Source organism: Ruegeria sp. CL7 (genome assembly GCF_056536445.1).
On record NZ_JBQFPQ010000001.1, the window covers coordinates 1,270,479 to 1,295,374 of the forward strand.

The window sequence follows — 24,896 nt, forward strand, 5'->3', positions numbered from 1 at the left end:
CTTGATTATCCCAACTTCACGTTATCGATGCCCACGATCTTGTCGTAGACCCAGTAGAGCAACAGCACGACCGCCAGAAGTATCGTACCCAAGGCCGCGGCCAGCCCCCAGTTCAGTGAGGACGAGATGTGATAGGCAATCCGGTTCGAGATGAAGACACCCTTTGTGCCGCCCACGATCTCGGGCGTGATGTAGTACCCAATCGCCAGAATGAACACGAGGATCGAACCGGCACCGATTCCGGGCACGGATTGCGGGAAGTAGATGCGCCAGAACGTCGTCCAGTTCGTTGCACCCATGGATTTGGCCGCGCGTGTATAAGACGGCGGAATGGTCTGCATCACCGAATACATGGGCAGGATCATGAAGGGCAGCAGGATATGTGTCATCGCGACGATAGTGCCGATCTGGTTGTTGATTATGATAAGGCGAGCATCATCTGCGACCAGCCCCAGCCAAACGAGGGTATCGTTAATAACCCCCTGTTGCTGCAACATGACCTTCCAAGCGGAGGTTCGCACCAGAAGGGACGTCCAAAAGGGCAAAAGGACCAGTATCATCAACAGGTTAGATACCCGCATAGGCAGCGTCGCCAACAGATAACTGACAGGGTAAGCAAGCAGGATACAAGCACCCGTAATCACGAGCGACATGAACAGAGTACGTCCAAAAAGCTTTATCAGGATTTGCTTGTCTTCGGGTTGAGCCTGCGCGCCTTCCGGGGTTCTGCGCATGTCGACGGCATTCAGGAAGTAACCATTGGTAATCACAGGTGAGTGGGTCTTGATCACCCGCCAGGTTTGCGGATCTCCCCATCCGTCATGAATCTCGATCAATGTTTCCTTGAACGGCCCATCCGTTTCAGGATCCAGTTTTTTGATCTGGCGCCCAGACCTGCGGAACATCGAAGACATGCCAGTCTCTTCGTAGTTCAAACGCGAACCGAGCCTTGTGTGTTCTTTGTTGTCAATCGCGACGATCATGTCGCGGACAAAGGCCTCGTAAACATCCTCGCCCGGCAACTCACCCGACTGTTCGTCCCAGTTGTTCAGGGCTTCGACGGTCAAGGGAAGTGTGTCGGACACGATGCTGTTTTCAACGGACCGAAACAACATCGATGCAATGGGAACGATGAATGAAAACAGGACAAAAAGAAGAAGCGGCGCAATCAACATCAACGCCCGGAGCTTCTGCCTGCGTAGAGAGCGCGCCAGCGACTGCTTGAGCGGTGTTCCATCAGCGGCCAGCATGGGGCCCGCGTTTTGGGTGGCGTCAGTCATTGTTGTCCCTTGGCTTTTCCTGGGTCAGGGGCAGTTTCCCGCCCCTGACAGTGTCACCAATTCAAAACCGGCTTATTGCGCCAGCCACGCCTGGAATTTGGCGTCGATGTCGTCACGGTAATCCGCCCAGAACTCGTAATTGTACAGGAACGTGTTCTTGGCGTTTTCCGGATCGGTTGGCATATGGGGCGCCATATCGATACCCAGTTCGGCATGCTCACCCACCAGCGGAGCCGACGATGCACGGGCCGGGCCGTACGAGATGTACTTGGCCTGATCCGCCAGACGCTGGGTGTCGGTCGCAAAGCGGAGGTAATCCAGCGCGCGTTGCTTACGCTCTTCGCTCAGACCGGCGGGAATGATCCAGCCGTCAATATCGAACACCTGCGCATCCCACAGCATGGCGACGGGCTGGTTCTGCTCCTCGATCACGCTGAACAGACGACCGTTATAGGTCGAGCCCATGATGACCTCGCCGTCGGCCAGCAGCTGGGGTGTGTCCGCACCGGCGGACCACCAAACAACACTGTCTTTGATAGTGTCCAACTTGGCCAGAGCCTGATCCTGACCTTCCGGAGTGGCCAGAACGTCATAAACTTCGTCCTTGGGAACGCCGTCGCAGATCAGTGCCCATTCCATGTTGTTGATGGGGCGTTTCTCCAGCGAACGTTTGCCCGGATAGGTTTCCAGATCGAAGACGGCGCAGACGTCCGTCGGCGGCGTGTCACCAACCAAATCGGTGCGGTATCCGAACGTGGTCGAATACACGATGCTCGGGATGTAGCAATCGCTGACGATCAGATCACCGAAGTCTTCAGATGCCGGCGTGCCATCGGGCGCCGGGGCCAGCATCGCGTCATGGTCGATTTCCATCGCCAGACCTTCGTCGCACAAGCGGATCGCGTCAGACGCCACGACATCGACCACATCCCAGGTGATGTTCCCCGCTTCGTTCATCGCGCGCAGCTTGGCCACCGCCTCGTTCGAGCTGTCATCGTTCAGAATGGTGACCCCGGTCTTTTCCGAATAGGGCTCGTGATACGCCTTCAACTGCGATTTGGAATAGGCCCCGCCCCAGGAAACGATGGTCATTTCCTCGGCCGAAACACCACCCGCCGCAATGGCGACGGCGGCCGTTGTCAGAAGGGTTTTGGTTGCTTTCATGTGTAAATAACTCCCAGTTAGTCCCGTTTATATGTGTGGTCAGCTGATGCACGGGCCTTCATCAGCCGGTCCCTCTGATAGAGCTGTGCTTGTTTCGCGCAGCTTGGTCTATGCGTCGAGCGCACGACAATCCTGGGCCAGCCAGCCGATCTCGATCTCCTGACCGGGGGTCAGGCGGACGGCATCTGGCGCGTTCCGGGTCTTGACGATGAACTCATCATTTCCTGCAACGGACATGCGGAAACGGAATACGTCACCCATGTAGATGAATTCTTTGACAGTCGCTTTCAGCGTATGAGCATCGGCGTGCAAGCGATCCTTGTTGAATTCCACCCGCTCAGGCCGGATTGACACCTTTGTCCTTTCGCCCGGATTGTGAACGTTGATCGGAACCGCGTCGATCTCGGACCCATCGTCCAGCTGGACAAGGCATGTGTCGCCATCAATCGATTTAACGACACCTTCCAAAGTGTTGTTTTCCCCGATGAATTGGGCAACAAAGCTGTTTTCGGGTTCTTCATAAAGCTGATCAGGCGGTGCAAGCTGCTGGATGCGGCCATCGTCGAACACGGCCACACGATCCGACATCGTCAATGCTTCGGTCTGGTCGTGGGTCACATAAACCGTGGTGATTCCCAATTCGTGCGCAAGACGTGTGATTTCGAACTGCATATGCTCGCGCAGCTGTTTGTCCAGTGCGCCCAGTGGTTCATCCATCAACACCAGTTCGGGTTCGAAAACCAAGGCGCGCGCCAAGGCTATTCGTTGTTGCTGACCGCCAGACAACTGAGCCGGGCGCCGGCCTCCAAACGCCCCCATCTGAACCATGTCCAGGGCACGTTGTACCTTTTCATCCCGTTCAGACTTGCCCAACTTGCGGACTTCCAAGGGGAACGAGAGGTTTTCGGCCACTGTCATGTGGGGAAACAGGGCATAGTTCTGGAAGACCATGCCAATCCCACGCTTGTGTGGAGGGATATTGTTGATGGGCTTCCCATCAAGAAGGATTTCGCCATGAGTGGCGGTTTCGAATCCGGCAAGCATCATCAGGCAGGTTGTCTTTCCAGACCCGGACGGCCCGAGCATGGTCAGGAATTCGCCTTTTGGCATTGCAAGGTTGAGATCTTTGACGACGAGATTCTCGCCATCATAAGATTTTTGTACGCGTTGAAATTCAACAAACGCGGCATCGGTATTTGTGTCGGTCACAAGACCCCCTGTTGCGTCAAATGATTATCCGAGTGTTGCGGATTTCATTGATCTGTAGTCAGCAGTTAAGACCATGCAGTGGGCACTTGGCAACAATAGATGACGCTTTTGCGAATTTTCATGTCATTTCTGCTGTTTCAATCAGCAAGATTGAGGCGGCGCATATGCCATGCAAGGCTTTGATTACTTGAAAGAACTGGCTTACCGATCCGCTTGCGAATCTCAGGAATCGCTTCAATCGTGCGCAGGTTGGTACAGCTGAGGAAAACGGCCTCGACCGATGGATCAGATCCCAGTTTCGTCGCGGCCTCGATCACCGACTGCACAGAAATCCGAGCAACCTTTGCCTCTTCGGCCTGCCCGAATGTCCCGAAAACATCCATGGTTATCCCGTTTTCCGAAAACGCGGCACGCAGCGGTACGTTGACCTCTTCGATGTAAGGCGACAGCAACGCAAACCTAGACACCCCAAGATCCGCGGCGCAGGCCGTGGCCGCGCGCAAAGGGTTCGTAACCTCTTTTGTATTGCACGACTGTTTGACAAGTTCCTCCACACGTTTTGAACCAATGACGGAACTTGCGGACGTGCAGCCATAACCCACCACCTCGAAAGGACGCGCGCTGGGCAGCAACCCTGCCGCCGCCGGCAGGGCCTCTTCCATCTCGGCCAGACTTTCTGGTGTCACTTCAATGCCGCTGGGTATCCGTGTTACATACAACGGGTTTTTCCGGTCCGAGAAAATCTTGCCGAACTCCGGCTCAATCGTCTCATCGACCTGAAGAACAATCAATCCAAGCGGCGGGGCTTGCGGGTCGTCCTCGTCAAGCGTGTATGGCACGTAGGTCATAGCTGGATCATCTCCGGCCCGATACGCGGGCTGATAAAGCGCGGAACATCGTCTGTTACGACGATGTTTTCTTCGTGAACCAAGATCTTGCCACCAACGGCAATGCCCGGCTCCAAGGTCAGCACCATGCCCGGCTCAAGAACGGTCTGGTCCGTCGGGATGAGCGACGGCCATTCGGTCAGCGACATTCCCAACCCATGCCCCAACCGACCGGCATCTGTGCCTTCGGACGCCTTGGTCAGCACCGTGTTCATGGCATGAAACAACTCTGCTGCGGTGGCGCCGGGGCGCGCGATTTCGAATGCAGCATCCGACGCCTCAATCAGCCTGGCGTAAGCAGATTTCACGTCCGGACTTGCCGGGCCGACAGACCAGTTGCGGTCGAAGTCACTGAAATAGCCATCCCAGACCAAGCCGGTGTCAAGCATCAGTACATCGCCAGCCTTCAAGGGGGACGACGACGCCGGAGAAATCACGTCAGAGTAACCGCCCTGCTCTGCCCCACCTGCGAGATACGGCACCCAGTCCGCGCCCTCTTCCAGACAGAGTATCTGGAAACCGCGAAATACTTCATCCAAAGGCACGCCGACCCGAGCAACCTCGGGAACCCGGGCGAAGGCTCGACCGGCTATGGCGCATGCGGTTTCGATTTTAGCTATTTCCGCCTCGGATTTGACCATGCGAAGTTGGCGCAAAATACCGTGATCTCCGGTGATGTGGCGCGAACCGAGCCTGTTTCGCAGGCGTTCAATATCCGACATGGGCATACGCGCGTGCGTCTCGTGACCATCGGGCATTCCGATACGGCCTTTGGGGGGTGTCAATTCCGTCAGGGTGTCCGTCAAAAGCGAGACGCCGTCATCCTGAAGATCGGGTGAGCTCCACGTTCGAATGTCATCGATCCAGGTTTGCCCCATCAACGAGGCGCCGATCGAGGGGATGACTGCAACCGGTTTACCAACCGCAGGCAGGATCAGGAACCAAGGACGAGTCGGGCTTTCCCAGAATCTGGTCAGGTATCCGGTAAAATAACGCACGTCGGTTTCCGTGGTCAGCAGCAGCGCCGACAGGCCAGCGGCATTCATCATCACCTGTGCGCGTTCGGTGCGCGCTGAGAATTCTGCTGGCTCGAACCCTCTCATCCGGCGACCTCAGAGGTGGGGCGCCGCATGCAGCCTGAAACGTGGAAATGACACCGCTTGAATGGCCCGATGCTTCGGCCCGTTCGGTGCGGATTGATATCGGTTTTCATGCAGCCCCCCTGAATTTTCGTTCGTTGACGTGAGCGGATCGGTAGGGTTCTGTCAACCAAAGTCTTTTGTTGACCGGAGGCGCCAATGACCCACTCTGATCCAGCCTTCAGCCGGGCGGAATATGATCGCCGTCTTGCCAAGACCCGAAAGGCGATGGCCGCAAAAGGAATTGATTGCCTTTTTGTCGAAGACCCTTCGAACATTGGATGGCTCACCGGGTATGAGGGCTGGTCTTTTTACGTTCACCAGGGTGCCTTGATCTTTCTTGACGCGGACCCGATCTGGTGGGGGCGCCGGCAGGATGCAAACGGTGCGCTGCGCACGGTGTGGATGGGGGACGATCGGGTTTTTGGATACGCGGATCACTTCGTGCAGTCGACCACACGACATCCAATGCAGGATCTGGCCAAACTTATTGCGGACTGCGGACACGGCCAAAGCCGCATTGGGGTGGAACTTGACAATTATTACTATTCGGCCAAAGCCCATATTACTCTGACGACGGAACTGCCCGGGGCAACCCTGATCGATGCAACGGCCTTGGTCAACTGGCAACGGGTCGTGAAATCTGACGAAGAAATCGCCCTGATGCGCAAGGCGGCCCGGATTTCAGAGTTTGTGACTGACGGCGTGCTTGAGCGCGTTGAACCCGGCCTGCGCAAGAACGAGCTGGTCGCACAGATTTACCATGACGCGATAACGGGCGTCGGTGATGACTGGGGGGATTACGCAGCCATCGTCCCACTTTTACCGTCAGGGTCAGACGCCGCCGCGCCGCATCTGACATGGAATGGAGATGTGTTCAAATCGGGCGAATGCACCTTCTTCGAGCTCTCCGGCTGCTACCGCCGATATCATGCTCCGTTCTGCCGGTCGGTATTTCTGGGTCAACCGCCTGATTATCTCAAAAGGGCTGAGGCGGCCTTGGTTGAAGGGTTGGAAGCGGGTCTGGAGGCTGCGCGCCCCGGCAATCGCGCAAAAGATATTGCCAAAGCGCTGGCGGCGCCTCTCGAACGTGCGGGGATCGAACGCGGCGCCCGCTGTGGTTATCCTGTCGGCCTCAGCTATCCTCCGGACTGGGGCGAACGCACGATCTCGCTGCGGGAAGAAGACAATACGATCCTCGAATCTGGCATGACATTTCACTTCATGCCCGGGCTCTGGATGGATGATTGGGGGCTTGCGATCACCGAATCCATCCTGATCACTGAAAACGGCCCCGCAGAGTGTCTGTGCAAACGACCACGCAAAGTATTCGTCAAGCCCTGAGTGGTGCACGAACGATCCTAGGCCCGCGCCTGATCAAACACGTATCTGTTCAAGCAACCAGTCACGAAATAATGCGGCCGCTGGATTGCTGGCGTCAGCTGAAAGATAATACCCTTCGTTGCAGTCGACAGTGCTGTCATGTGCGCTTTCGACAAGACCGGTTATCATCGCATGTTTCGCCAGAAACTCGCTGATCAGGGCAACCCCGCTGCCATGAACCGCCAATTGAAGCGCCATGCCGAACGTATCGACGAAAACGGCAGGCTGCCGCTGCACGCCCTGCTTGTCGAACCACGTCTTCCATCCGCTTGACGTGCCGACTGCCTCTATCAGCGGAAGGTCAAACGGATCCCCTGCAAGCGTCGGCGCCTTGAGAGCGACAAGCCTGTCAGGCCGCAAACGTTCGCCCCCCCTGCCCACTTGTTTTTCCGATCCGAACCTGACCTGAACGTCAGCTTGCGACGCGTTAAAATCGTCAGGCCAGATTGCGCTGAGCAGCCGCACGCTGATCTCTGGATTGCGGGTGGTGAAGTCCGCGAGGTTTGGGGCGATGACCCATTGCGCGACGCTGACAGATGTGGCCACTGTCAGGACATCTCCTGGTGCGCTAGCGTCGGCCCTTCCGGCGGCGGCGGCAAGCGCCTCAAGCGCACTGCCGACTTCGGGCAGCAGTTTCCGCCCTGCATCCGTCAGGGCCAGACTGCGCGGATGCCTTATGAAAAGCGCTGTCCCCAGACGCATCTCAAGGGATTTCACCTGCTGACTGACTGCCGATTGGGTCAGGCCGATTTCCTCGGCCGCTGCGGTAAAACTCAGGGTCCGGGCCGCCGCCTCGAAGGATCGGAACCAGGTCAGGGGGGGAAGTGATTTTGCCATTGATCAAGTTAGCCATTAATCTTTTTAATGCGAAAGCACATAATTCAATCATTTGTCAAAAACCACACCCGTTTCTACCTTTTCCCAGCGCGACAGGAGAGGTGTGATGAAGCCGGAAATACGCAAGATTGTAACCTACGACGAGGAAGTTCTTGTCGAGGGATTTCGCCCTGCGGAAATCCCATGGCGCATGTTCGCCGTGGCCGCAGTGATTACCAATCCCTGGGCGGGTCGATATGTCGAAGACCTCAAACCGGAAATCCACGCATATGGCCCCATACTGGGAAAGATGATGACGGACCGCATGATCGCGTTGGCCAGCAGTGGCGACGCAATCGAAGCCTATGGAAAGGCAGCCGTCGTCGGATTGAATGGCGAGGTCGAGCACGCCTCGGGCATTATTCATACCCTTCGGTTCGGCAATCACTACCGGCAGGCGGTCAGCGCGAAATCCTATCTGGCTTTCACAAACACGCGCGGCCCCGCAAATGCGCCGATCATGGTGCCATTGATGGACAAAAACGATGCCGGGCGTCGGTCTCACTACCTGACCGTTCAATTCGCGATCCCGGACGCACCGCGCGACGACGAAATTGTGGTGGTACTGGGGGCGGCAACATCGGGCAGACCGCATCACCGTATCGGCGACCGGTATCAGGATCTCAAGGATTTGGGTCATGACGTGGACAACCCGGCTGCGGTCTGAAATCGGCGGGCTGGCCGCCATCCAGGCAGGCACAGGTCCGGACATCCTGTTGCTGCACGGGGTTGGCCTGCGGGCCGAAGCCTGGGGTGCGCAGTTGGACGGTTTGGCGTCTGTAGCTCGACTGACAGCGCCGGACATGCCCGGTCACGGAGAAAGCCCACTGAGTTTTTTCGGCACGGAACTGTCGGAATACAGTGATGCTGCACACAACGTGCTTCGCGATCTGAACGGGCCCGTCCTTGTTGTCGGCCACTCGATGGGCGCAATGATCGCGTTGGACCTTGCCACCAAGGCGCCCGACCGGATTTGCGGCGTCGTGGCAATGAATACCGTTTTTGAACGCGGCGCAAAGGCCGCGCTGGCGGTTCAGGAACGAGCGGCGGCGCTGGATGGGGAAACACCGGTTGATCCAACCAGCACGCTGCGCCGGTGGTTTGGTGACATCGGTTCGCCTGAACGTGATGCCTGCCGCGAATGGCTGACGGCAATGGATCCGGCTGCTTACAAGCTGGCCTATTCGGTTTTTGCCCAAAGCCGAACTCCGCGGCGCGACGCGCTGGAGAAACTCGCCTGCCCCGCGCTGTTCATAACCGGCAGTCAGGAGCCGAACTCCACCCCAGACATGTCGCACAAAATGGCCGAAGTCACCCCGAACGGCCGCGCGCTGATCATCGATGGGGCGGCCCATATGATGCCGATGACCCATGCAAATCAGGTCAACGCCGCCATTTCCAGCTTTCAAAGCGAGGTGCAATCATGACCGAACTTGATCCCCGCGACCTTCGGCGGGCATTCGGCAAATTCATGACCGGCGTGACCGTCGTTACCACGCGTAGCGCCTCTGGCATGGCCCTGGGCTTCACGGCAAACTCCTTCACTTCGGTTTCGCTCGACCCGCCGCTGTTGATCGTCTGCCCCGGCAAGAACTTGTCTTCATACGGCGAATTCTCGACCTGCACCCATTTCACGGTGAGTGTTCTGGCCGAGGGGCAAGAGGATGTGTCCAACACCTTCGCCGGCTTCAAAGGTGACCGGTTCGCCAAAACCGACCATGATCTCGACGCGCAAGAGATCCCTTTGATCAACGGCGCGGTCGCAACATTTTCCTGCCGGACCCACCAAGTGATCGAGGCAGGAGACCACTGCGTTCTGATCGGACAAGTCGAAGCCTATTCCCACAACGACCACCCGGCGCTGGGCTACGCGAACGGGCAGTACTTCAGCCTTGGCCTGGAACGCGGCGCACTTGAACCGACGGGGCGCAGGATCGTCTGTGGCGCAATCATCGAACACGAAGGCCGCGTGCTGCTTGAGAAAACGGATGCCGGTTTCAGGCCGCCGCAGGTCACATTGTCCGACCGGCGACAGTTGCGCGACAGCCTGTGGCAGAATCTGCATGATCGTGGCATCGACGCACGTCTTGGCGTCGTCTACTCGGTCTATGACGATGCCACAGCGCATCATGTCTACATATTGGGCAATGCGCCGGAACTTCCCAAACACGGCAAGCTTGAGGCCGTCGCGATTGAAGACCTGGCAACCCTTTCCTACACGACGACGCCAATCACCACCATGATTTCCCGTTTCGCGCTGGAAAGCCGGACCCGCGACTTCTCACTGTATCTGGGCAGTGCGCAGCTAGGCGACGTGCACAGCTTTTCTGAAAGGACCTGATGGATGGAGTTTTCCCTTTTTGCACACATGGAACGGCTGAGCCCCGATCAACCCCATGAGAAGCTGTATGAAGAGTTCATCGCGCTGTGTAAAATGGCCGATGAGGCGGGAATGCGTGCCGTCTGGACCGGCGAGCACCACGGGATGGACTTTACGATCGCGCCCAACCCTTTGATGTCTTTGGTGGATATCGCACATCACACCAAGAACGTACGGCTTGGCACGGGTACAGTTGTTGCACCGTTCTGGCATCCGATCAAACTGGCGGGCGAAACGGCTGCGGCAGACCTGATGACAGGCGGCCGTATCGAGCTGGGCATCGCCCGCGGCGCCTATTCGTATGAATATGAACGGATGATGCCGGGAATGGATGCATGGGATGCTGGCCAGCGCATGCGAGAAATCGCGCCACTTTTGCCCCGGCTGTGGGAGGGTGACTGTGCCCATGATGGAGAATATTTCAAATTCCCCGCCACCACCTCGGCCCCCAAACCCGTGCAACCCGGCGGGCCGCCCATCTGGATCGCGGCGCGGGATCCGAACAGTCATGAATTCGGTGTGCAAAACGGCTTTAACATTCAGGTCACACCGCTCTGGCAGGGCATGCATGAGATTGAAACGCTGATGGGGCGCTTTGAAGATGCATGCGCAAACCATGAGGGGCCGCGCCCCAAGATCATGCTGCTACATCACACTTACGTTGGCAGCGACGATGGTGATCTGGGTCAGGCCGCTCGGGAATTGTCGCGCTTCTACAACTACTTCGGGGCCTGGTTTCAAAACAAGCGGCCGGTCCGGCAGGGCTTGATCCAGACGTTGACGGACAAAGAGATGGCGGCCAACACGATGATGGCACCGGAAAACCTGGCGCGCGATCTGACTGTCGGAACCCCGGATGGGGTCACGGAACGTCTGAAACGTTATGAAGATCTGGGCTATGATGAGTATTCGTTCTGGATAGACAGCGGTATGAGTTTCGAACGCAAACGCGCATCGCTGGCCCGTTTCATCGACGACGTCATGCCAAAGTTTCAGTGAGGATCGATGATGCATCAGAAACCACATTTCCAGCTTTACATCGACGGCGCGTGGACCGAAGGGGCGCGCGGGCAAGTGATGCATTCGCAAAACCCGGCGACGGGCCAAGACTGGTCCAGTTTCGCCTGTGCCGCATCCGAAGACGTTGACCGCGCCGTGTCCGCCGCGCGACGGTCACTTGATGATCCCGCGTGGCGCGACATGACGCAAACCGCACGCGGCAAACTGTTGTTCAAACTTGCCCAGCTGATCGAGGAAAACGCCGGACACCTAGGCCAGCTTGAGACCACAGACAGCGGCAAACTGCTTGCCGAAACCGCAAGCCAAACAGCCTATGTCGGTGACTATTATCGATATTATGCGGGGCTTGCGGACAAGATCGAAGGGGCGGTACTTCCGATCGACAAACCGGACATGCACGTCTTCACCAAACGCGAACCGATTGGCGTGGTGGTCGCAATCGTCCCCTGGAACGCTCAGATGTTCCTGACCGCGACCAAGCTTGGCCCCGCGATAGCGGCAGGCTGTTCGGTCGTGCTGAAGGCCTCTGAAATTGCACCCGCTCCGATGCTGGAGTTCGCACGGCTGATCGATGAAGCCGGCTTTCCGCCCGGTGTCGTCTCTGTCATTACGGGGGATGCCGAAAACTGCGCCATCCCGCTTACGCGTCACCCGGACGTGGACCGGATCGCATTCACCGGCGGCCCGGAAACAGCGCGCCATGTCGTGCGCAATTCGGCTGAGAACTTTGCGGTGACTACTTTGGAACTGGGCGGGAAATCCCCGATCATCGTTTTTGATGATGCCAATCTGGATGGCGCGGCCAATGGTTTGATTGCAGGAAACTTCGGCGCCTCGGGTCAAAGCTGCGTGGCCGGCTCGCGGGGGTTTATACATCGCCCGGTACTGGAAGCGCTTGTTGACAAGATCGAACAGAAGATGAAGGGCGTCGCAATCGGCGACCCATTGGAAGCGGCCACCCATATTGGCCCGCTTTGCACCACAGCTCAGGTGGACAGAATTCAGGCGACTTTGGCGAAAGCCACAGAACAAGGCGCACGCATCCGCTTCGGCGGAAACCCTCTGGACCGGCCGGGCAACTTCATGGCCCCTACGCTGGTGGAATGTTCGAGTCCAGAGACCGAGACGCTGAAGGTCGAAATGTTCGGCCCCGTGATGTCTCTGCTGCCATTCGATACGGAAGAAGAAGCGATCGCATTGGCCAACGACTCGCAGTTCGGGCTTGGATCCGGCGTTTTCACTGAAAATGTCGCCCGCGCCCATCGGGTTTCATCCCGCCTGAAATCGGGAATTTGTTGGATCAACACGTATCGCGCAGTGTCCCCGATCGCTCCGTTTGGAGGCTACAATCAATCCGGCTATGGCAGAGAAGCCGGGATCGAGGCCATTCACGATTACACAAGGACCAAAACCGTCTGGCTGAATACGTCGGAACAGCCAATGTCGAACCCGTTCGTCATGCGGTAGCCAGCACGGGGCGCTTTCGACACCCGAGGAACTGCCGGAGCATCGTTTCATCGCATGGCTGGCGCGGGCCCTGGCATCATCCCCAGTGCGCCAGATATATCGCTCGACGCCGAGGTCTTGCTGTCTGATCAGGCACTCTTCCGTGCTGGTCGGTATCCGGAGCAGGCGCTTCGGATAGGTGTGATACTGAGCGCGAACGGCAGCCAGACGCTCATCCCATTGGCGCAGCACTTCTTCCTTCGCGTCGGAAACATAGCGCAGGACCGTTTCCGCCATCCACGTCGCGGCGTGCGCCTGTAGGCCCGAGGGCCATTCTCTGAAAGTCGAGTGCCATCGTTAAACCCTTTTGAGACAGAAAGAAAAAGGCCCCGCTAGGGACCTGATATCGGGTTCGCGATTGGTAAGTGGCGGAGAGACAGGGATTCGAACCCTGGAGACGGTTTCCCGCCTACACACTTTCCAGGCGTGCGCCTTCGACCACTCGGCCACCTCTCCGTGCCGGCGATATTTGGACGAATGCTGTCGGATTTGCAAGGCCTCAATTCGACGAATTCAGGGGAATAGCGCAATTTAATCAATGCGCCCACCGAGGGGTGATCAACGGTCAACACGTGCCGCGTTTGGGCCACTCATGTCTCATCACTGGCACCCAGGTCCATATCCGCCTCGGTCAAATCCGCCGGAGTCTCTGCGACTTTGCGTGGCTCATCCTGCACAGAAACGGAAGGCTCCTGCTTGCTCGGGTTAGATGCCCGCAGGGTTTCGGGATTTCGCAACCAGACATCACGTTGTGCGAACGGGATCTCGATCCCTGCTTCCGAGAATCTGCGGTTGATTTCATGGTTCATGTCAGATTTTACCGACAGAGCCCAATTCACATCCCGCAGGATCGCCCGTATTTCGAAGTCCAAGGAATCTGCGCCGAACCCCTGGAACACAACGCTTGGCGCCGGGTTGGCCAAAACCATCGGATGGTTGTTGGCGATTTCGCCCAGAATGGTTTCGACCAGGCGCGTGTCAGTTCCGTATGCAACACCCACCGGAACGATCACCCGCCCGATCGTGTTGCCGCGGGTATAGTTTGTTACAACACCGCTGATCAGGTCAGAGTTCGGAACGATAACATCCGTCCTGTCGAACGTCTCGACCCGGGTCGAACGAACGGAAATGTCCTTAACATATCCCATCATGCCATTCACATCGATCCAATCCCCCTTGGAAATCGGACGCTCGACCAAAAGGATGATGCCAGAAACGAAGTTCGACACGATTGTCTGCAAACCAAAGCCGATGCCAACAGACAGCGCGCCAGCGACGATCGCCAGCGATGACAGATCAAATCCGGCCACCATGATTGCGACCAACGCGGCAAGAAATATGCCAACGTATCCCGAACCCGCGACAATCGCGTTTTGGCCACCCGGATCGATGTTGGTTTTCGGCAGAAGCGAATTGCGCAGCCCGCTTTGCAACAGACGCGTCAGCGTATAACCGATTGCAAACACGGCAACAAAGGTCAGAAAGTTGCTGGGCGAAATTGTGACGCCACCGATATCAAAACCAAGCAGCAGGCGCGACCATGCTTCCAGCAGATCGGTTTCCCGCGCACCCCAATAGATCGCCAGAATGGGAAGCGCCAAGATGGCCAATGCAAACCCGACCAGTACGGAAAAAAGCGAATCCCCCGCGGCTTCGCCCTGCCCGGTGACCCAGCCGTAAATCTGACTGATGAACCGTTGCAGGATGACCAAGGCCCCGATCAGTACCAATGTCTTGACGGCAGGAAACACGATGGCTTCGGCCGCATTGGTGTATCCGAAAATCGCCAGCAAGGGAGACACGATGCCCAAAAGGAACAAAGCCCGGCGCAGGAATTCGACCAATTGGCTGAACCCCGCGGAACGGGTCGAGGCAACCTGATCCGGTGGCCCGTCCGTTGTTCGAATCTGGCGTATCCGCAACAACAACAAAGCCGTTGCGACAATGACCGGGAAACTGACCACGGCGCGAGTCGCGTCGGAGATGTTTTCGATCCGTTCGAACAGCAACGCCAATTCGTGCAGAACCAGCATCAGGGCGAGCAGATCGATATACACGCGCAGTTCGGTGATGCGCGCAGCGGACAGACGTTTGAACCCTTGCGACGCGCCGATCACGTATACCTGGCGACCAATCCAGTCATAGAAAAATACGATCGCTGCCCAATACGGAATATTCTGAAGCAAAAGGCTGCCCCGCAGACCCGGAACCCCGGTGAGACTGATCGCCGTAACCACGGCCACCACACCGATCCATGGCAACAGAATTCGCAGCAGTGAGATTACGAACGACCAGACCCCCGTCCCGGCCCCGCCGAGCAACCTCAGGTAGTCGCCTCCAAGTTCGGACCACCGTTTTCCAAAGATCAGCAGCACGGCTGAAATGATCAGAAGTATGAAGATTGCGAGACCACGAGCGCGAATTTGCTCGCGCACGACATCTGAACGCAAGTTCGTGATCGTTTCATTTGCCAGGCTTTGAACGGCCTCTTTGACATCCACCCATGCCGGTCCCCAATGCGCCGGGTTGATCGGTGACGGGCCCTGTTCGAAGAACTCTTTTTTCTGCCGCGCGCGAATGATCCGATCAATTTCGCTGATCAGCCCGTTCGCACGGCTATACGCCTCTTCGGATATGATGCGCGGCACACGCAGACTGTTGAGCTGATCCTCAAGATGCGTGCGAAGCTTGGCTATGTCTTCAGGCTCGGTCGTGTCCCCTTCGGGTTTGGGGCCCAACGCTTTTAACTGGCTTTCCAGCGTCGTTATGCGGTCGGTATTTGCCCCACGAGCCCGATTGAAGTCTTCCCTGTAACCACTTATTTCCGAGCGCAAATTCTCTAGCGCGGCGTCAGAGGCGCGGTTCGCCTCGATAACGGCTTCGGCGCGGTTCGCGGTTTTCACCCAACCTTGGTAATATTCACTTTGCCGATCCGTCAGCTGCGCGACAGCGCTATTCGAAAAGCCGACTAAGCACAGGAATAGCAGGGTCAGAAACAGGCGGACCCGTCCAAGCATCACACGTCCTCGAAAACGCCGGGAATGCTACGCGGTGCCTCAGTCATCCAATCCGGAACCGGAAGCTCTTTTTCACGCAGGAACTCGGGGTTGAACAGCTTGGATTGATACCTTGTGCCATAATCGCACAGGATAGTCACAATGGTATGACCCGGTCCCATTTCCTTGGCCAAGCGCACCGCCCCTGCCATGTTGATTGCGGTCGACCCGCCCATGACCAGGCCTTCTTCGCGCAGAAGATCAAAGATGTAGGGCAGCGCTTCGTTATCGGTGATCTGATAAGAAAAATCCGGCGTGAACCCTTCCAGGTTTTTGGTGATACGCACCTGCCCGATACCTTCGGCGATCGACCCACCTTCCATCGCGATCTCGCCTGTCGTGTAATACGAATACAGGCCAGCCCCCATGGGATCGGCAAGACCGATCTTGACGCCCTTGGGTTGCAAAACCTGGGCAACGCCTGCCAATGTCCCACCCGAACCGACTGCGCTGACGAAACCGTCAACCTTGCCGTCTGTCTGCTCCCAGATCTCGGGCCCCGTGGTTTCCACATGTGCCTGGCGATTCGCCACATTGTCGAACTGGTTGGCCCAGATTGCGCCATTGGGTTCTGTCTGCGCCAGTTCCTCGGCCAGACGGCGGGAATAGTGCACGAAATTGTTGGGGTTGCGATACGGGGCCGCGGGTACCTGAACCAACTGTGCGCCCGCCAGACGCAGCATATCCTTCTTCTCTTCCGATTGGGTCTCGGGGATAACGATAACCGTTTTGAACCCCATCGACGCACCGACCAGGGCCAGGCCAATACCGGTGTTGCCAGCGGTGCCTTCCACGATGGTGCCGCCCGGTTTCAGATCCCCACGCGCGATGGCATCTTTGATGATAAAAAGAGCAGCACGATCCTTTACCGACTGCCCAGGGTTCATGAACTCGGCTTTGCCAAGAATCTCGCATCCAGTCTCTTCGCTGATGCGGCGCAGCCGGATCAACGGTGTTTTTCCTACTGCGTCAGCAAGATCTCGTGCAATGCGCATGGTCGCCTCTTGTCATTTGGTATCTTCGAAGATTTACAGGCGCACTGCCGGGACCACAAGCGCGATAGTCACGCGCGCAAACGATCCCGATGGCGGGCCAGCCAGTAAGCCAGAGACACCAGCTGCAAATCCTTGAAAAGATGACGGTCTGTCATATCGATGAACTCGTCGAACGGCAGTATCCGACTGCGAATATCTTCGCCTTCTATATCAAGACCGCCGGTGATGGTTGTCTGGGTCAAGTTGCCAAGCCCGACATAGAGATACATGAAACCCGTCGACGACCCGCTGGAGGAATACGCCCCGCCCGCATATTCCAGCCTGTCAAATCGAACTCCGGCTTCCTCCATGGCTTCGCGATGTGCCGTCTGTTCCGGCGTTTCGCCGGGGTCGATCATCCCGGCAACCGCTTCCCAAAGCCAGGGCTCTGGATCATCGATCAAAAACACCGGCGGTCTGAACTGCTCGACCAAAAGCACGGTGTCGCGAATCGGGTCATAGGGCAGAACGGACACGGCGCTGCCCTGCATCAAACCGCCCCGGTGCAGCACCGGACCCATGCTGCCGTCATGCTGCCGGTGCTGAAGGTCTATTTCCTCCATCCCGAAATAGTCGACGTAAACGCGTTCGTGCCGGTGCACGATTACGTCTTCGGCTATGTTCCGCAGATCGCCGGTTCGCCGTTGCCTGGCCATGATCTTTGCCCAGGCACGGGTTTGAATGGCACGGACACTGCGCGCCATGGTTTTGGGATCGACTTTGCCGAAATAGGCCATTTCTTCTTCGGCGGCGAGCGCCGTAACCTCGCCCAATTTGTCCGCCCAGCCCTGCAACGACCACAACTCACCGGGTTGCCACGCGCCCGGGGTCGGAAAAAAGACCTGCGCCTGTGCTTCGCCCCCGTCCTCCAGAATGACCGTCAACGATTTCAGGTCATAGTCGAAGGATCCTTCGTAATAAGCCAGTCTGGCCAGATCATCGGAGGACAGGCCCTGCACCAGCAGACCTTCGGCAGCGGCGCCCTTGGCGGGCAGGATCATCGGGAAATCCTGCCCCTGAACCGCGTGAACCGCGTGATCGCACAGCTTGGCAGCGTGAAACGTTATTTCGCTCAGCGGACGGCCCAGGACACGCTGCAACAGAGGCAGATACCGCAACGTTCCATAGAAAAACAAATCAGACAAATTCAATCTCTCTTGTGACGAAACGATTCAGCGCCATTTGCGACTGGCCTGTTCCGTCGCCAGACCGGCGACAACGGCGCCTATTGCAAGCGTAACCAGAATTTCGGGATAGATCAGCTGCTTGCCATAATCGATTCCAATCGAAAAAATGGCCATCACAGCTTCGAACGGACCGCCATATCGATTGCGCATTGCAAGGTCGAACATGCGGTAGCACCCCTGCACGAACAGTGCCCAGAAAATCAGCGAAACAACGCCGGTCAGGCCGTTGTTTATGCCCGCGGTCCAACCACGCCCAGCGCGCTTGCCCATGATTTTCCAACCACAGATCGCACCAAGAGCCATGTTCACATAAGTGAAGTAGCCATAGTCCTTACCCTCTTCGCCGTTTTCGATAACCATGCCTGAAACAAGAAAGGCCAGCACGACGAGACAAACAGCGGCGACGAGACGCGAGGCAGTGGGCATGTGACGGTCCGTGAGTTAACTTGGTTTTGCTATTGTGATCTGTGTCACATCGCAATTGCCCGTGTCAAAGGCCGCACCGCACGCAGTCAAATAATAATTCCACATGCGGCGGAAACGCTCATCAAACCCCATGTCCGAGATCTGATCCCATTTGTCGTTGAACGTTTCATACCAACGGCGCAGAGTCAGATCATAGCTTTTCCCGAATTCCTTCGAATGCACGACTTTCAACCCGGCCTGATCGATCTGCTGACGCAGGATGGTCGGCGACGGAAGCATCCCGCCGGGAAAGATATATTTTTGAATGAAATCAACGCCGTTCTTGTAAAAATCCCAGCGGTGATCACCCACGGTGATGATTTGCAAGGTTGCCTGGGCACCGGGCTTCAACCTCTCACGAACGGTTTCGAAATAGACCGGCCAGTATTTCTGACCCACGGCCTCGAACATTTCGATGGAAGCTATGCCGTCATAGACCCCGCGTTCATCCCGATAGTCTTGCAGCTTGAATTCAACCCGATCTGATAGACCAGCTTTTTCAATACGTTTCTTGGCGTACTTGAATTGCTCCTCACTGATGGTCAGGCCGGTGACACGCAAACCTCGTTCCTTTGCGGCATATTCCGCGAAGCCGCCCCAGCCACATCCGATCTCCAGTACATGGTCACCTGGTTTGGCACCCATCTCGTCCACAAGACTTGCGTATTTGGCGATCTGGGCCTTCTCGAGGCTTTCCTGCCCAGACTCAAAAATCGCGCTGGAATAGGTCATCGTGTCATCCAGCCAAGAACTGTAAAATTCGTTACCCAGATCGTAGTGATACGAGATATTCTTCTTGGCTTGGGCCCTGTTGTTTCTGTGCAGCCAGAACCGCAGCCGTTCATAGGCCTGAACAAGAAACTGGCCCGTAAACCCGTCATAAACGGTCTCGGTTCCAAGATGCACAAGATCCATGAAAGATCGCAGATCGGGTGTACTCCAATGTCCGTCCAGATACGCATCGGAGAAACCCAGTTCTCCTTCGCGGATCAGGCGCGCAAAGACATCGTCGTCGTGAATATCGACCTGTGCCACCGGCCCGGCCTTTGCGCCTTCTGCGCGAAACGTGCGACCGTCGGGTAGTCTAATATCAAGACGCCCGGTTTCCATCCGGTTCAACATTTTAAAGACCTGGGTGAAATATCTGGGCAGGTCTTTTTGCCCTTCGGTCGTCGTCAGGATCATCCGCTCTCCCCTCTGCGGTACGCCCACAAAGCTAGGCGGCGAAATTGTTTCTGGCAAGTTTTCAGTTCCTTAGTGGGGTTTTCGGCTTTCATATGCGCGTAACGCGCGGGTCCGCCCTTCGGGCAATTCGACTATGGGTTTGGGGTAATCCGCATCCGGACGCAGCCCCCATGAACGCGGGACGGCATCAAAATACGACAAAGCGGATTGACTGGGTTCGGTGTAACCTTCAGCGATCCAGCGACGCGTAAAATTCCCGTCAGGATCGAATTTTTCGGCTTGCGTCTGGGGATTGAAAATCCGAAAAAACGGGGATGCATCGGGCCCAGATCCAGCAACCCACTGCCAGCCCATGGCATTGCAGGCCGGATCCCAGTCGATCAGGCAATCCTCGAACCATGTCATCCCTATTTTCCAATGAGTCATCAGGTGCTTGGTCAGATAGCTTGCGACAATCATCCTCGCCCGGTTGTGCATTCGACCCGTCACATACATTTGCCGCAGCCCGGCATCGACAACAGGTATTCCAGTTCTGGCCTGCCGCCACGCAGTGACTTCGGGATGGTCCGGATCAGTATTCCAGGGAAAACTGTCCCATTCCGGCTTCCAGTTGGAAGCCACCAGTTGGGGCGTGTGATACATCAGGTGATAGGCAAACTCGCGCCAGACGAGTTGACGTAGATAGGCATCGGCACCGGGTGTACCGGTCAATGCGGCCCTTTGGACCATATGCCAGACTATACGCGGCCCAATTTCACCCAAAGACAGGTATTCCGACAGGTTGGACGTTCCGTCCTGATCCAACCTGTCCCGGTTGTTGGAATAGTGAGAAATTCGCTCAAGAAACGCCTCTAGATGATCCAAAGCGGCCTGTTCGCCGGGTTTTACATGAGGGCGAACGACGGCCGCGCCCCTGTTCATGGCATTCCCCATCTGCCAATCGCTCAATTTGTCAGAAGCGGGCCACGACACCGGGGCCTGCAAATCGGCAACCCGCGCATTGGGAAATTGTACATCCCGCCCCTGAACCGCACGCCACATGGGTGTGTAGACCCTGAATGGATGCCCCGACTTGGTGGCGACGGTCCAGGGTTCGAAAAGAAGATGCCCGGCAAATGACTTTGCCGTCACTCCTTCTTTTGTAAGCACAGACTTGATCTTCCTGTCACGTTCGATTGAGGCCGGATCGTAAGCGCGGGACCAGAAGACGGAGGTTGCGCCGGTCTCGGCCACAACCTGCTGCACCTGTTCAAGCGCGTCGCCGCGTCGAAAAATAAGTCGGCTGCCCATATCGGCCAGTGACGCTTTGAAAGCCTCCAACCCCAAGCCCAACCGCCACTTCGGCCCGGCCCCCATCTGTTCGACCAGATGGTCATGAATAAACAAAGGTATGACCGGACGGCCACTTTCGGCCGCCGCAGTCAACGCGGGGTGGTCCGACAGACGCAAGTCCTGTCGAAACCACAAAATGATCGGAGCCTGCTGTTGCTTCACAATACGCCCTTGAGGTTTTTTGATTTCTACGCACCCTCAAGAGTAGTGGATCACAAAACGCGCTCAAGAGCCTCCAATAGCTGATCAACTTCCTGCTTCGTGGTGTAATGGGTGAAGCTGACCCTCAAAACACCCTGCGCCGGGTCGACGCCCATCGCCTGCAAGGGGCGCACCGCATAGAAGTCTCCGCCACCCGCCATGACACCGTATTGCGCCAGTTCCGCCGCAACCGGTTCAGCCGGACGGTTCAACGAAAGCGCGACGGTGGGCGCGCGCCGGCTGGCATCGGAAGGACCGATCAGGCGCACAGCGTTTCGATCCTTTACCGCATCCAGAACCGGTTGCAGCAACGACACTTCGTGTGATCGCATCAGATCGTGGACAAATACGCCCTGTTCCGCCGCGCCCGTCTCGGGCCCGCCATGGTGGGCGCAAAGCAGCTCAACATAATCCACCATGCCTGCACTGGCCGCAATCTGCGCGTGATCGGGGCCAGCCGGGGTGAACCGCTTGTAAAGGACGTCACCGTTGAAATAATGCGCCTGGTTGGGCAACAGCTCACCCAATGTGCGGCGGATGACCATGCACCCCTGATGCGGGCCATAGGTCTTGTAGGCAGAAAACAAATAGATATCCGGCCCCAGATCACCAACATTCGGAAATCCGTGCGGGGCGTAGGATACGCCGTCAACGCAGACAAACGCACCCGCCGCATGCGCAATAGCAGTGATCTCGGTGACCGGATTGATCTCGCCAACGACATTTGAGCAATGCGGGAAACAGACCAGACGCACTTTTTCGTCCAGCATGTTTTCCAGATCCTGAGGGTTCAGCGACCCGGTTTCGGGGTCGATCTGCCATTCCCTCACCTCTATCCCGGCCTCGACCAGACGACGCCATGGGCCAGAGTTGGCTTCGTGATCCTGATTGGTCACGACGATCGCCTCGCCGGGCTTCATCCATTGCCGGAACGCCTGCGCCAGGACATAGGTGTTCTGGGTGGTTGAAGGGCCAAAACTCAACTCATCCGTGTCGACTCCCAGAATTGCAGCCATACGCGCACGCGCCTCGTCCATTTCGGCACCCGCAAGGCGGCTGGCCTCATATGGGGCGTAAGGCTGAACCTTGCGCTGCGTGTAGAACCGCGTCAGCCGGTCGATTACTGGTTTGCAGGTGTAAGACCCACCTGCATTTTCGAAGAACGCCTGCCCTTGCAGGCTGGGTTCTGAAAAGGCCGGGAACTGCGCCCGAACGAAATCGATATCCAGAGATTTCATGCCTCATTGCTCCTTAGTTGTGCAGTCAGATCAATGAGATGCCCGCGCATGTTTCCGGACATCTCAGAAATCATGGCAGGTCTTCCAGCCCAGCCTGTGCTTGGGCCTTTGGCCGACGAAACACGGGGCAGCCCTTCGTCTTGGAAGGACAGCGATACTTAGACAGGGCCGTTCACAACCGTCAAGCGAAAGCAAAACAAAAAAGCCCCGGCTCGATGCCGGGGCTTTGAAAGCTTGCGGAATTGTCAGGCGACTCCTTTGGCTTCAACCCTGAACCTTGGTATAGGTCCCCTCGCCCGCGAGAATTCCGCGGAAGCCGCCGGGCTCATCAAGCCCAAAGACGATCAGGGGCAGATTGTTGTCGCGTGCCAGCGCGATGGCCGAAGCATCCATGACCCGCAACCGTTTGGCCAGCACGTCATCATAGGTCACGGTATCATAGCGTACGGCGTCAGCGTGTTCCGCTGGGTCTTTGTCATATACGCCATCCACTCCGTTCTTGCCCATGAAGATCGCCTCGCACGCCATTTCGTTGGCGCGCAGGGTGGCTGCGGTGTCTGTCGTGAAATACGGGTTGCCAGTACCGGCGGCGAAGATACAGACCCTCTTCTTCTCGAGGTGTCGAACAGCCCGGCGGCGGATATAGGGTTCGCACACCTCGTCCATGCGAATGGCCGATATCACGCGGGTGAACACTCCGATCTCTTCCAGTGCGGATTGCATCCCCAGCGCGTTCATCACCGTGGCCAACATGCCCATATAATCCGCCGTTGTCCGTTCCATGCCCTGGGCTGAACCGCTCAGGCCGCGAAAAATGTTTCCACCGCCGATGACCATGCAAATCTCAACGCCCAGATCGTGAACCGATTTCACTTCCTGCGCGATGCGTTGCACGGTTGGCGGGTGCAAACCGAATCCCTGATCCCCCATCAAAGCTTCGCCTGAGATTTTCAACATGACCCGATTGTACTTTGTTTTCGGGGTCTCGGCTGTTTCAGAAGAAGGGGAAAGGCTCATGTTGCGCTCCGGGCTGGCACGGGGTTAATTTCCGGCGCAAAATGAAGCAAAAGCTCCGCAGGTTCAATGCGGTTGGTGAGGATAGAGGCAACCGCGCATGACCCGGCGATCAACAGACCTGCTTTTTCGGCAACTGCCGCCTGTTCCGGACGACAAGCCGGTTCTGATCGCGGGGCCTACGGCGTCCGGGAAATCAGCACTGGCGCTGGAGATCGCCGAACGCCATGGCGGGGTTATCGTCAATGCGGATGCGAGCCAGGTTTATGACTGCTGGCGCGTCATCTCGGCCCGGCCGTCCGCCCAGGAAGAAGCCCGCGCGCCGCATTTGTTGTACGGGCACGTCGCCTATGATCAGGATTATTCTACCGGCCATTGGCTGCGAGAGGTCCTGCCTCTGTTAACGGGGCACCAGCGCCCGATCATTGTCGGTGGGACCGGATTGTATTTCTCGGCCCTGACCGAAGGCATGGCCCAAATTCCTGCGACGCCACCCGAAGTTCGGGCCGAGGCCGATCAGATGCCCATGGTACACCTTCTGGAGGGGGTCGATGCAGACACGCTTGCAAAGCTGGACATTCACAACCGTGCCCGCGTGCAACGCGCATGGGAGGTGCAGCGCGCCACAGGTCGCAGCCTGTTGTCGTGGCAAGCCGAAACGCCCCCACCGGCACTTCCGCTGAACGAGACCCTGCCGATCGTTTTTGACGTTGATAAAGCATGGCTGCTGAACAGGATAGAACGCCGCTTTGACCAGATGCTGGAACAGGGCGCGATCGAGGAAGTGCGTGCCATGCAGGACCGGTTCGATCCCACCCTTCCGTCCTGCAAGGCCATAGGCGTGCCGGAACTCAGGGCATATCTGGACGGCGCGATGACTTTGGATCAGGCGCGAGAGCGCGCAACCATTGCGACGCGTCAATTCGCCAAGCGTCAGCGCACCTGGTTTCGCGCCCGAATGCAGGCCTGGAATCACGTCGATCCCACTAGGTGATACCCGGCACGTCTGACATTGCACAAGCAAGATGCCCCGCCAGCTCTCGAAGCTTACGAGAACTTAATGATTTACTGCGGTTTCCCTTAACAAACCGGGAAAACAATGGGGAAACCGGCATCGTTTTGGGCTGCTGGAAGAAATGCGTCTTCACGACTTCAACGGATCGCGAATGTCGTTTTTGTACTACTTATGACGATTTCGAACATTGACCTTATCAGAAATCTGGTGCCGAATAACGACATGGGGATGAACAGAGTCCAAGAAACAAAATCCTTCACTCTGGCGACCGTAAGAAACCGGGTCGCGTAGAGCCATAATCAATCAACAAAATCAGTGTCACAGG

The 24,896-nt window shown here is 57.1% G+C and carries 21 protein-coding genes and 1 tRNA gene; 7 read left to right on the forward strand and 15 right to left on the reverse strand.

The window, feature by feature from the left end:
- Positions 1 to 5: 5 nt before the first annotated feature.
- The 5 genes from ACR0LI_RS06450 to ACR0LI_RS06470 form a co-directional block, all read right to left on the reverse strand.
- Positions 6 to 1,280: an ABC transporter permease gene (locus ACR0LI_RS06450; RefSeq protein ID WP_171723385.1), complete on the reverse strand. Its 1,275-nt coding sequence runs from the start codon at positions 1,278 to 1,280 to the stop codon at positions 6 to 8.
- Positions 1,281 to 1,352: 72 nt separating this feature from the next.
- Entirely contained in the window at positions 1,353 to 2,444 is a 1,092-nt protein-coding gene (locus ACR0LI_RS06455; protein WP_171632876.1) for an extracellular solute-binding protein, read from the reverse strand.
- A gap of 108 nt (positions 2,445 to 2,552) precedes the next feature.
- Entirely contained in the window at positions 2,553 to 3,653 is a 1,101-nt protein-coding gene (locus ACR0LI_RS06460) for an ABC transporter ATP-binding protein (protein WP_171632879.1), read from the reverse strand.
- A 137-nt stretch (positions 3,654 to 3,790) separates the two neighbouring features.
- Positions 3,791 to 4,501, reverse strand: a complete 711-nt coding sequence (locus tag ACR0LI_RS06465; RefSeq protein ID WP_171723386.1) for a maleate cis-trans isomerase family protein — start codon at positions 4,499 to 4,501, stop codon at positions 3,791 to 3,793.
- Positions 4,498 to 5,643, reverse strand: a complete 1,146-nt coding sequence (locus ACR0LI_RS06470; protein WP_209833282.1) for a M24 family metallopeptidase — start codon at positions 5,641 to 5,643, stop codon at positions 4,498 to 4,500. Before ACR0LI_RS06470 ends, ACR0LI_RS06465 begins: the two co-directional genes overlap by 4 nt.
- A gap of 195 nt (positions 5,644 to 5,838) precedes the next feature.
- On the opposite strand from ACR0LI_RS06470, the gene ACR0LI_RS06475 reads away from it, so the two are divergent.
- A complete protein-coding gene (locus tag ACR0LI_RS06475) occupies positions 5,839 to 7,023 on the forward strand; it encodes a M24 family metallopeptidase (protein ID WP_480619242.1) in 1,185 nt (394 codons plus the stop codon).
- Positions 7,024 to 7,056: 33 nt separating this feature from the next.
- Here the strand turns inward: ACR0LI_RS06475 and ACR0LI_RS06480 are convergent, their stop codons facing one another.
- Complete coding sequence (locus ACR0LI_RS06480) at positions 7,057 to 7,899, reverse strand: LysR family transcriptional regulator (RefSeq protein WP_171723389.1); 843 nt, start codon at positions 7,897 to 7,899, stop codon at positions 7,057 to 7,059.
- A 106-nt stretch (positions 7,900 to 8,005) separates the two neighbouring features.
- Between ACR0LI_RS06480 and ACR0LI_RS06485 the strand changes: the two genes are divergently transcribed.
- From ACR0LI_RS06485 to ACR0LI_RS06505, 5 genes are read left to right on the forward strand one after another with little or no spacing between them, the layout of a single operon-like run.
- Positions 8,006 to 8,605 carry an amino acid synthesis family protein gene (locus ACR0LI_RS06485; protein WP_480718204.1) on the forward strand — a complete coding sequence of 200 codons (600 nt, stop codon included), beginning with the start codon at positions 8,006 to 8,008 and terminating at the stop codon, positions 8,603 to 8,605.
- The gene (locus tag ACR0LI_RS06490; RefSeq protein WP_480718205.1) at positions 8,577 to 9,365 is read left to right on the forward strand and encodes an alpha/beta fold hydrolase; all 789 of its coding nucleotides are present in this window, start codon (positions 8,577 to 8,579) and stop codon (positions 9,363 to 9,365) included. The genes ACR0LI_RS06485 and ACR0LI_RS06490 overlap by 29 nt, the downstream gene beginning before the upstream one ends.
- On the forward strand, positions 9,362 to 10,279 hold the full coding sequence (locus ACR0LI_RS06495; RefSeq protein WP_480718206.1) for a flavin reductase family protein: 918 nt from the start codon (positions 9,362 to 9,364) through the stop codon (positions 10,277 to 10,279). Before ACR0LI_RS06490 ends, ACR0LI_RS06495 begins: the two co-directional genes overlap by 4 nt.
- Before the next feature lie 3 nt (positions 10,280 to 10,282).
- Positions 10,283 to 11,317, forward strand: coding sequence for an LLM class flavin-dependent oxidoreductase (locus tag ACR0LI_RS06500; RefSeq protein WP_171632899.1), 1,035 nt, complete (start codon positions 10,283 to 10,285; stop codon positions 11,315 to 11,317).
- Between the two features lie 9 nt (positions 11,318 to 11,326).
- The gene (locus tag ACR0LI_RS06505) at positions 11,327 to 12,805 is read left to right on the forward strand and encodes an aldehyde dehydrogenase (RefSeq protein ID WP_171723650.1); all 1,479 of its coding nucleotides are present in this window, start codon (positions 11,327 to 11,329) and stop codon (positions 12,803 to 12,805) included.
- A 405-nt stretch (positions 12,806 to 13,210) separates the two neighbouring features.
- Here the strand turns inward: ACR0LI_RS06505 and ACR0LI_RS06510 are convergent.
- The 9 genes from ACR0LI_RS06510 to pyrH all read right to left on the reverse strand — a co-directional run bounded on the left by ACR0LI_RS06510 (position 13,211) and on the right by pyrH (position 23,559).
- A tRNA-Ser gene (locus tag ACR0LI_RS06510) sits at positions 13,211 to 13,300 on the reverse strand.
- A 134-nt stretch (positions 13,301 to 13,434) separates the two neighbouring features.
- On the reverse strand, positions 13,435 to 15,861 hold the full coding sequence (locus ACR0LI_RS06515) for a DUF3772 domain-containing protein (RefSeq protein ID WP_480718207.1): 2,427 nt from the start codon (positions 15,859 to 15,861) through the stop codon (positions 13,435 to 13,437).
- A complete protein-coding gene (locus tag ACR0LI_RS06520; protein ID WP_480619234.1) occupies positions 15,861 to 16,895 on the reverse strand; it encodes a cysteine synthase A in 1,035 nt (344 codons plus the stop codon). The genes ACR0LI_RS06515 and ACR0LI_RS06520 overlap by 1 nt, the downstream gene beginning before the upstream one ends.
- A 68-nt stretch (positions 16,896 to 16,963) precedes the next feature.
- Positions 16,964 to 18,079: an NUDIX domain-containing protein gene (locus ACR0LI_RS06525; RefSeq protein ID WP_209833298.1), complete on the reverse strand. Its 1,116-nt coding sequence runs from the start codon at positions 18,077 to 18,079 to the stop codon at positions 16,964 to 16,966.
- Between the two features lie 27 nt (positions 18,080 to 18,106).
- Positions 18,107 to 18,547, reverse strand: coding sequence for a TrgA family protein (locus tag ACR0LI_RS06530; RefSeq protein ID WP_480718208.1), 441 nt, complete (start codon positions 18,545 to 18,547; stop codon positions 18,107 to 18,109).
- Between the two features lie 15 nt (positions 18,548 to 18,562).
- Positions 18,563 to 19,771 (reverse strand): class I SAM-dependent methyltransferase, encoded by a 1,209-nt coding sequence (locus ACR0LI_RS06535; RefSeq protein WP_480718209.1) that lies wholly within the window; start codon positions 19,769 to 19,771, stop codon positions 18,563 to 18,565.
- Between the two features lie 69 nt (positions 19,772 to 19,840).
- Positions 19,841 to 21,265: a cryptochrome/photolyase family protein gene (locus ACR0LI_RS06540; RefSeq protein ID WP_480718210.1), complete on the reverse strand. Its 1,425-nt coding sequence runs from the start codon at positions 21,263 to 21,265 to the stop codon at positions 19,841 to 19,843.
- A gap of 50 nt (positions 21,266 to 21,315) precedes the next feature.
- Entirely contained in the window at positions 21,316 to 22,542 is a 1,227-nt protein-coding gene (locus ACR0LI_RS06545) for an aminotransferase class V-fold PLP-dependent enzyme (protein WP_171723399.1), read from the reverse strand.
- 264 nt (positions 22,543 to 22,806) lie between these two features.
- The gene (pyrH, locus tag ACR0LI_RS06550) at positions 22,807 to 23,559 is read right to left on the reverse strand and encodes a UMP kinase (RefSeq protein ID WP_152457773.1); all 753 of its coding nucleotides are present in this window, start codon (positions 23,557 to 23,559) and stop codon (positions 22,807 to 22,809) included.
- 97 nt (positions 23,560 to 23,656) lie between these two features.
- Here pyrH and miaA point away from each other — a divergent pair, with 97 nt between their 5' ends.
- A complete protein-coding gene (gene miaA / locus ACR0LI_RS06555) occupies positions 23,657 to 24,550 on the forward strand; it encodes a tRNA (adenosine(37)-N6)-dimethylallyltransferase MiaA (RefSeq protein WP_480718211.1) in 894 nt (297 codons plus the stop codon).
- Positions 24,551 to 24,896 lie beyond the last annotated feature (346 nt).

What these genes read in the sequence shown, in the direction of transcription:
- ACR0LI_RS06450 (WP_171723385.1), bottom strand. Translation starts at nt 1,280, where the DNA reads ATGACTGACGCCACCCAAAACGCGGGCCCCATGCTGGCCGCTGATGGA.
- ACR0LI_RS06455 (WP_171632876.1), bottom strand. Translation starts at nt 2,444, where the DNA reads ATGAAAGCAACCAAAACCCTTCTGACAACGGCCGCCGTCGCCATTGCG.
- ACR0LI_RS06465 (WP_171723386.1), bottom strand. Translation starts at nt 4,501, where the DNA reads ATGACCTACGTGCCATACACGCTTGACGAGGACGACCCGCAAGCCCCG.
- ACR0LI_RS06470 (WP_209833282.1), bottom strand. Translation starts at nt 5,643, where the DNA reads ATGAGAGGGTTCGAGCCAGCAGAATTCTCAGCGCGCACCGAACGCGCA.
- ACR0LI_RS06475 (WP_480619242.1), top strand. Translation starts at nt 5,839, where the DNA reads ATGACCCACTCTGATCCAGCCTTCAGCCGGGCGGAATATGATCGCCGT.
- ACR0LI_RS06480 (WP_171723389.1), bottom strand. Translation starts at nt 7,899, where the DNA reads ATGGCAAAATCACTTCCCCCCCTGACCTGGTTCCGATCCTTCGAGGCG.
- ACR0LI_RS06485 (WP_480718204.1), top strand. Translation starts at nt 8,006, where the DNA reads ATGAAGCCGGAAATACGCAAGATTGTAACCTACGACGAGGAAGTTCTT.
- ACR0LI_RS06490 (WP_480718205.1), top strand. Translation starts at nt 8,577, where the DNA reads ATGACGTGGACAACCCGGCTGCGGTCTGAAATCGGCGGGCTGGCCGCC.
- ACR0LI_RS06495 (WP_480718206.1), top strand. Translation starts at nt 9,362, where the DNA reads ATGACCGAACTTGATCCCCGCGACCTTCGGCGGGCATTCGGCAAATTC.
- ACR0LI_RS06500 (WP_171632899.1), top strand. Translation starts at nt 10,283, where the DNA reads ATGGAGTTTTCCCTTTTTGCACACATGGAACGGCTGAGCCCCGATCAA.
- ACR0LI_RS06505 (WP_171723650.1), top strand. Translation starts at nt 11,327, where the DNA reads ATGCATCAGAAACCACATTTCCAGCTTTACATCGACGGCGCGTGGACC.
- ACR0LI_RS06515 (WP_480718207.1), bottom strand. Translation starts at nt 15,861, where the DNA reads ATGCTTGGACGGGTCCGCCTGTTTCTGACCCTGCTATTCCTGTGCTTA.
- ACR0LI_RS06520 (WP_480619234.1), bottom strand. Translation starts at nt 16,895, where the DNA reads ATGCGCATTGCACGAGATCTTGCTGACGCAGTAGGAAAAACACCGTTG.
- ACR0LI_RS06530 (WP_480718208.1), bottom strand. Translation starts at nt 18,547, where the DNA reads ATGCCCACTGCCTCGCGTCTCGTCGCCGCTGTTTGTCTCGTCGTGCTG.
- ACR0LI_RS06535 (WP_480718209.1), bottom strand. Translation starts at nt 19,771, where the DNA reads ATGATCCTGACGACGACCGAAGGGCAAAAAGACCTGCCCAGATATTTC.
- ACR0LI_RS06545 (WP_171723399.1), bottom strand. Translation starts at nt 22,542, where the DNA reads ATGAAATCTCTGGATATCGATTTCGTTCGGGCGCAGTTCCCGGCCTTT.
- pyrH (WP_152457773.1), bottom strand. Translation starts at nt 23,559, where the DNA reads ATGAGCCTTTCCCCTTCTTCTGAAACAGCCGAGACCCCGAAAACAAAG.
- miaA (WP_480718211.1), top strand. Translation starts at nt 23,657, where the DNA reads ATGACCCGGCGATCAACAGACCTGCTTTTTCGGCAACTGCCGCCTGTT.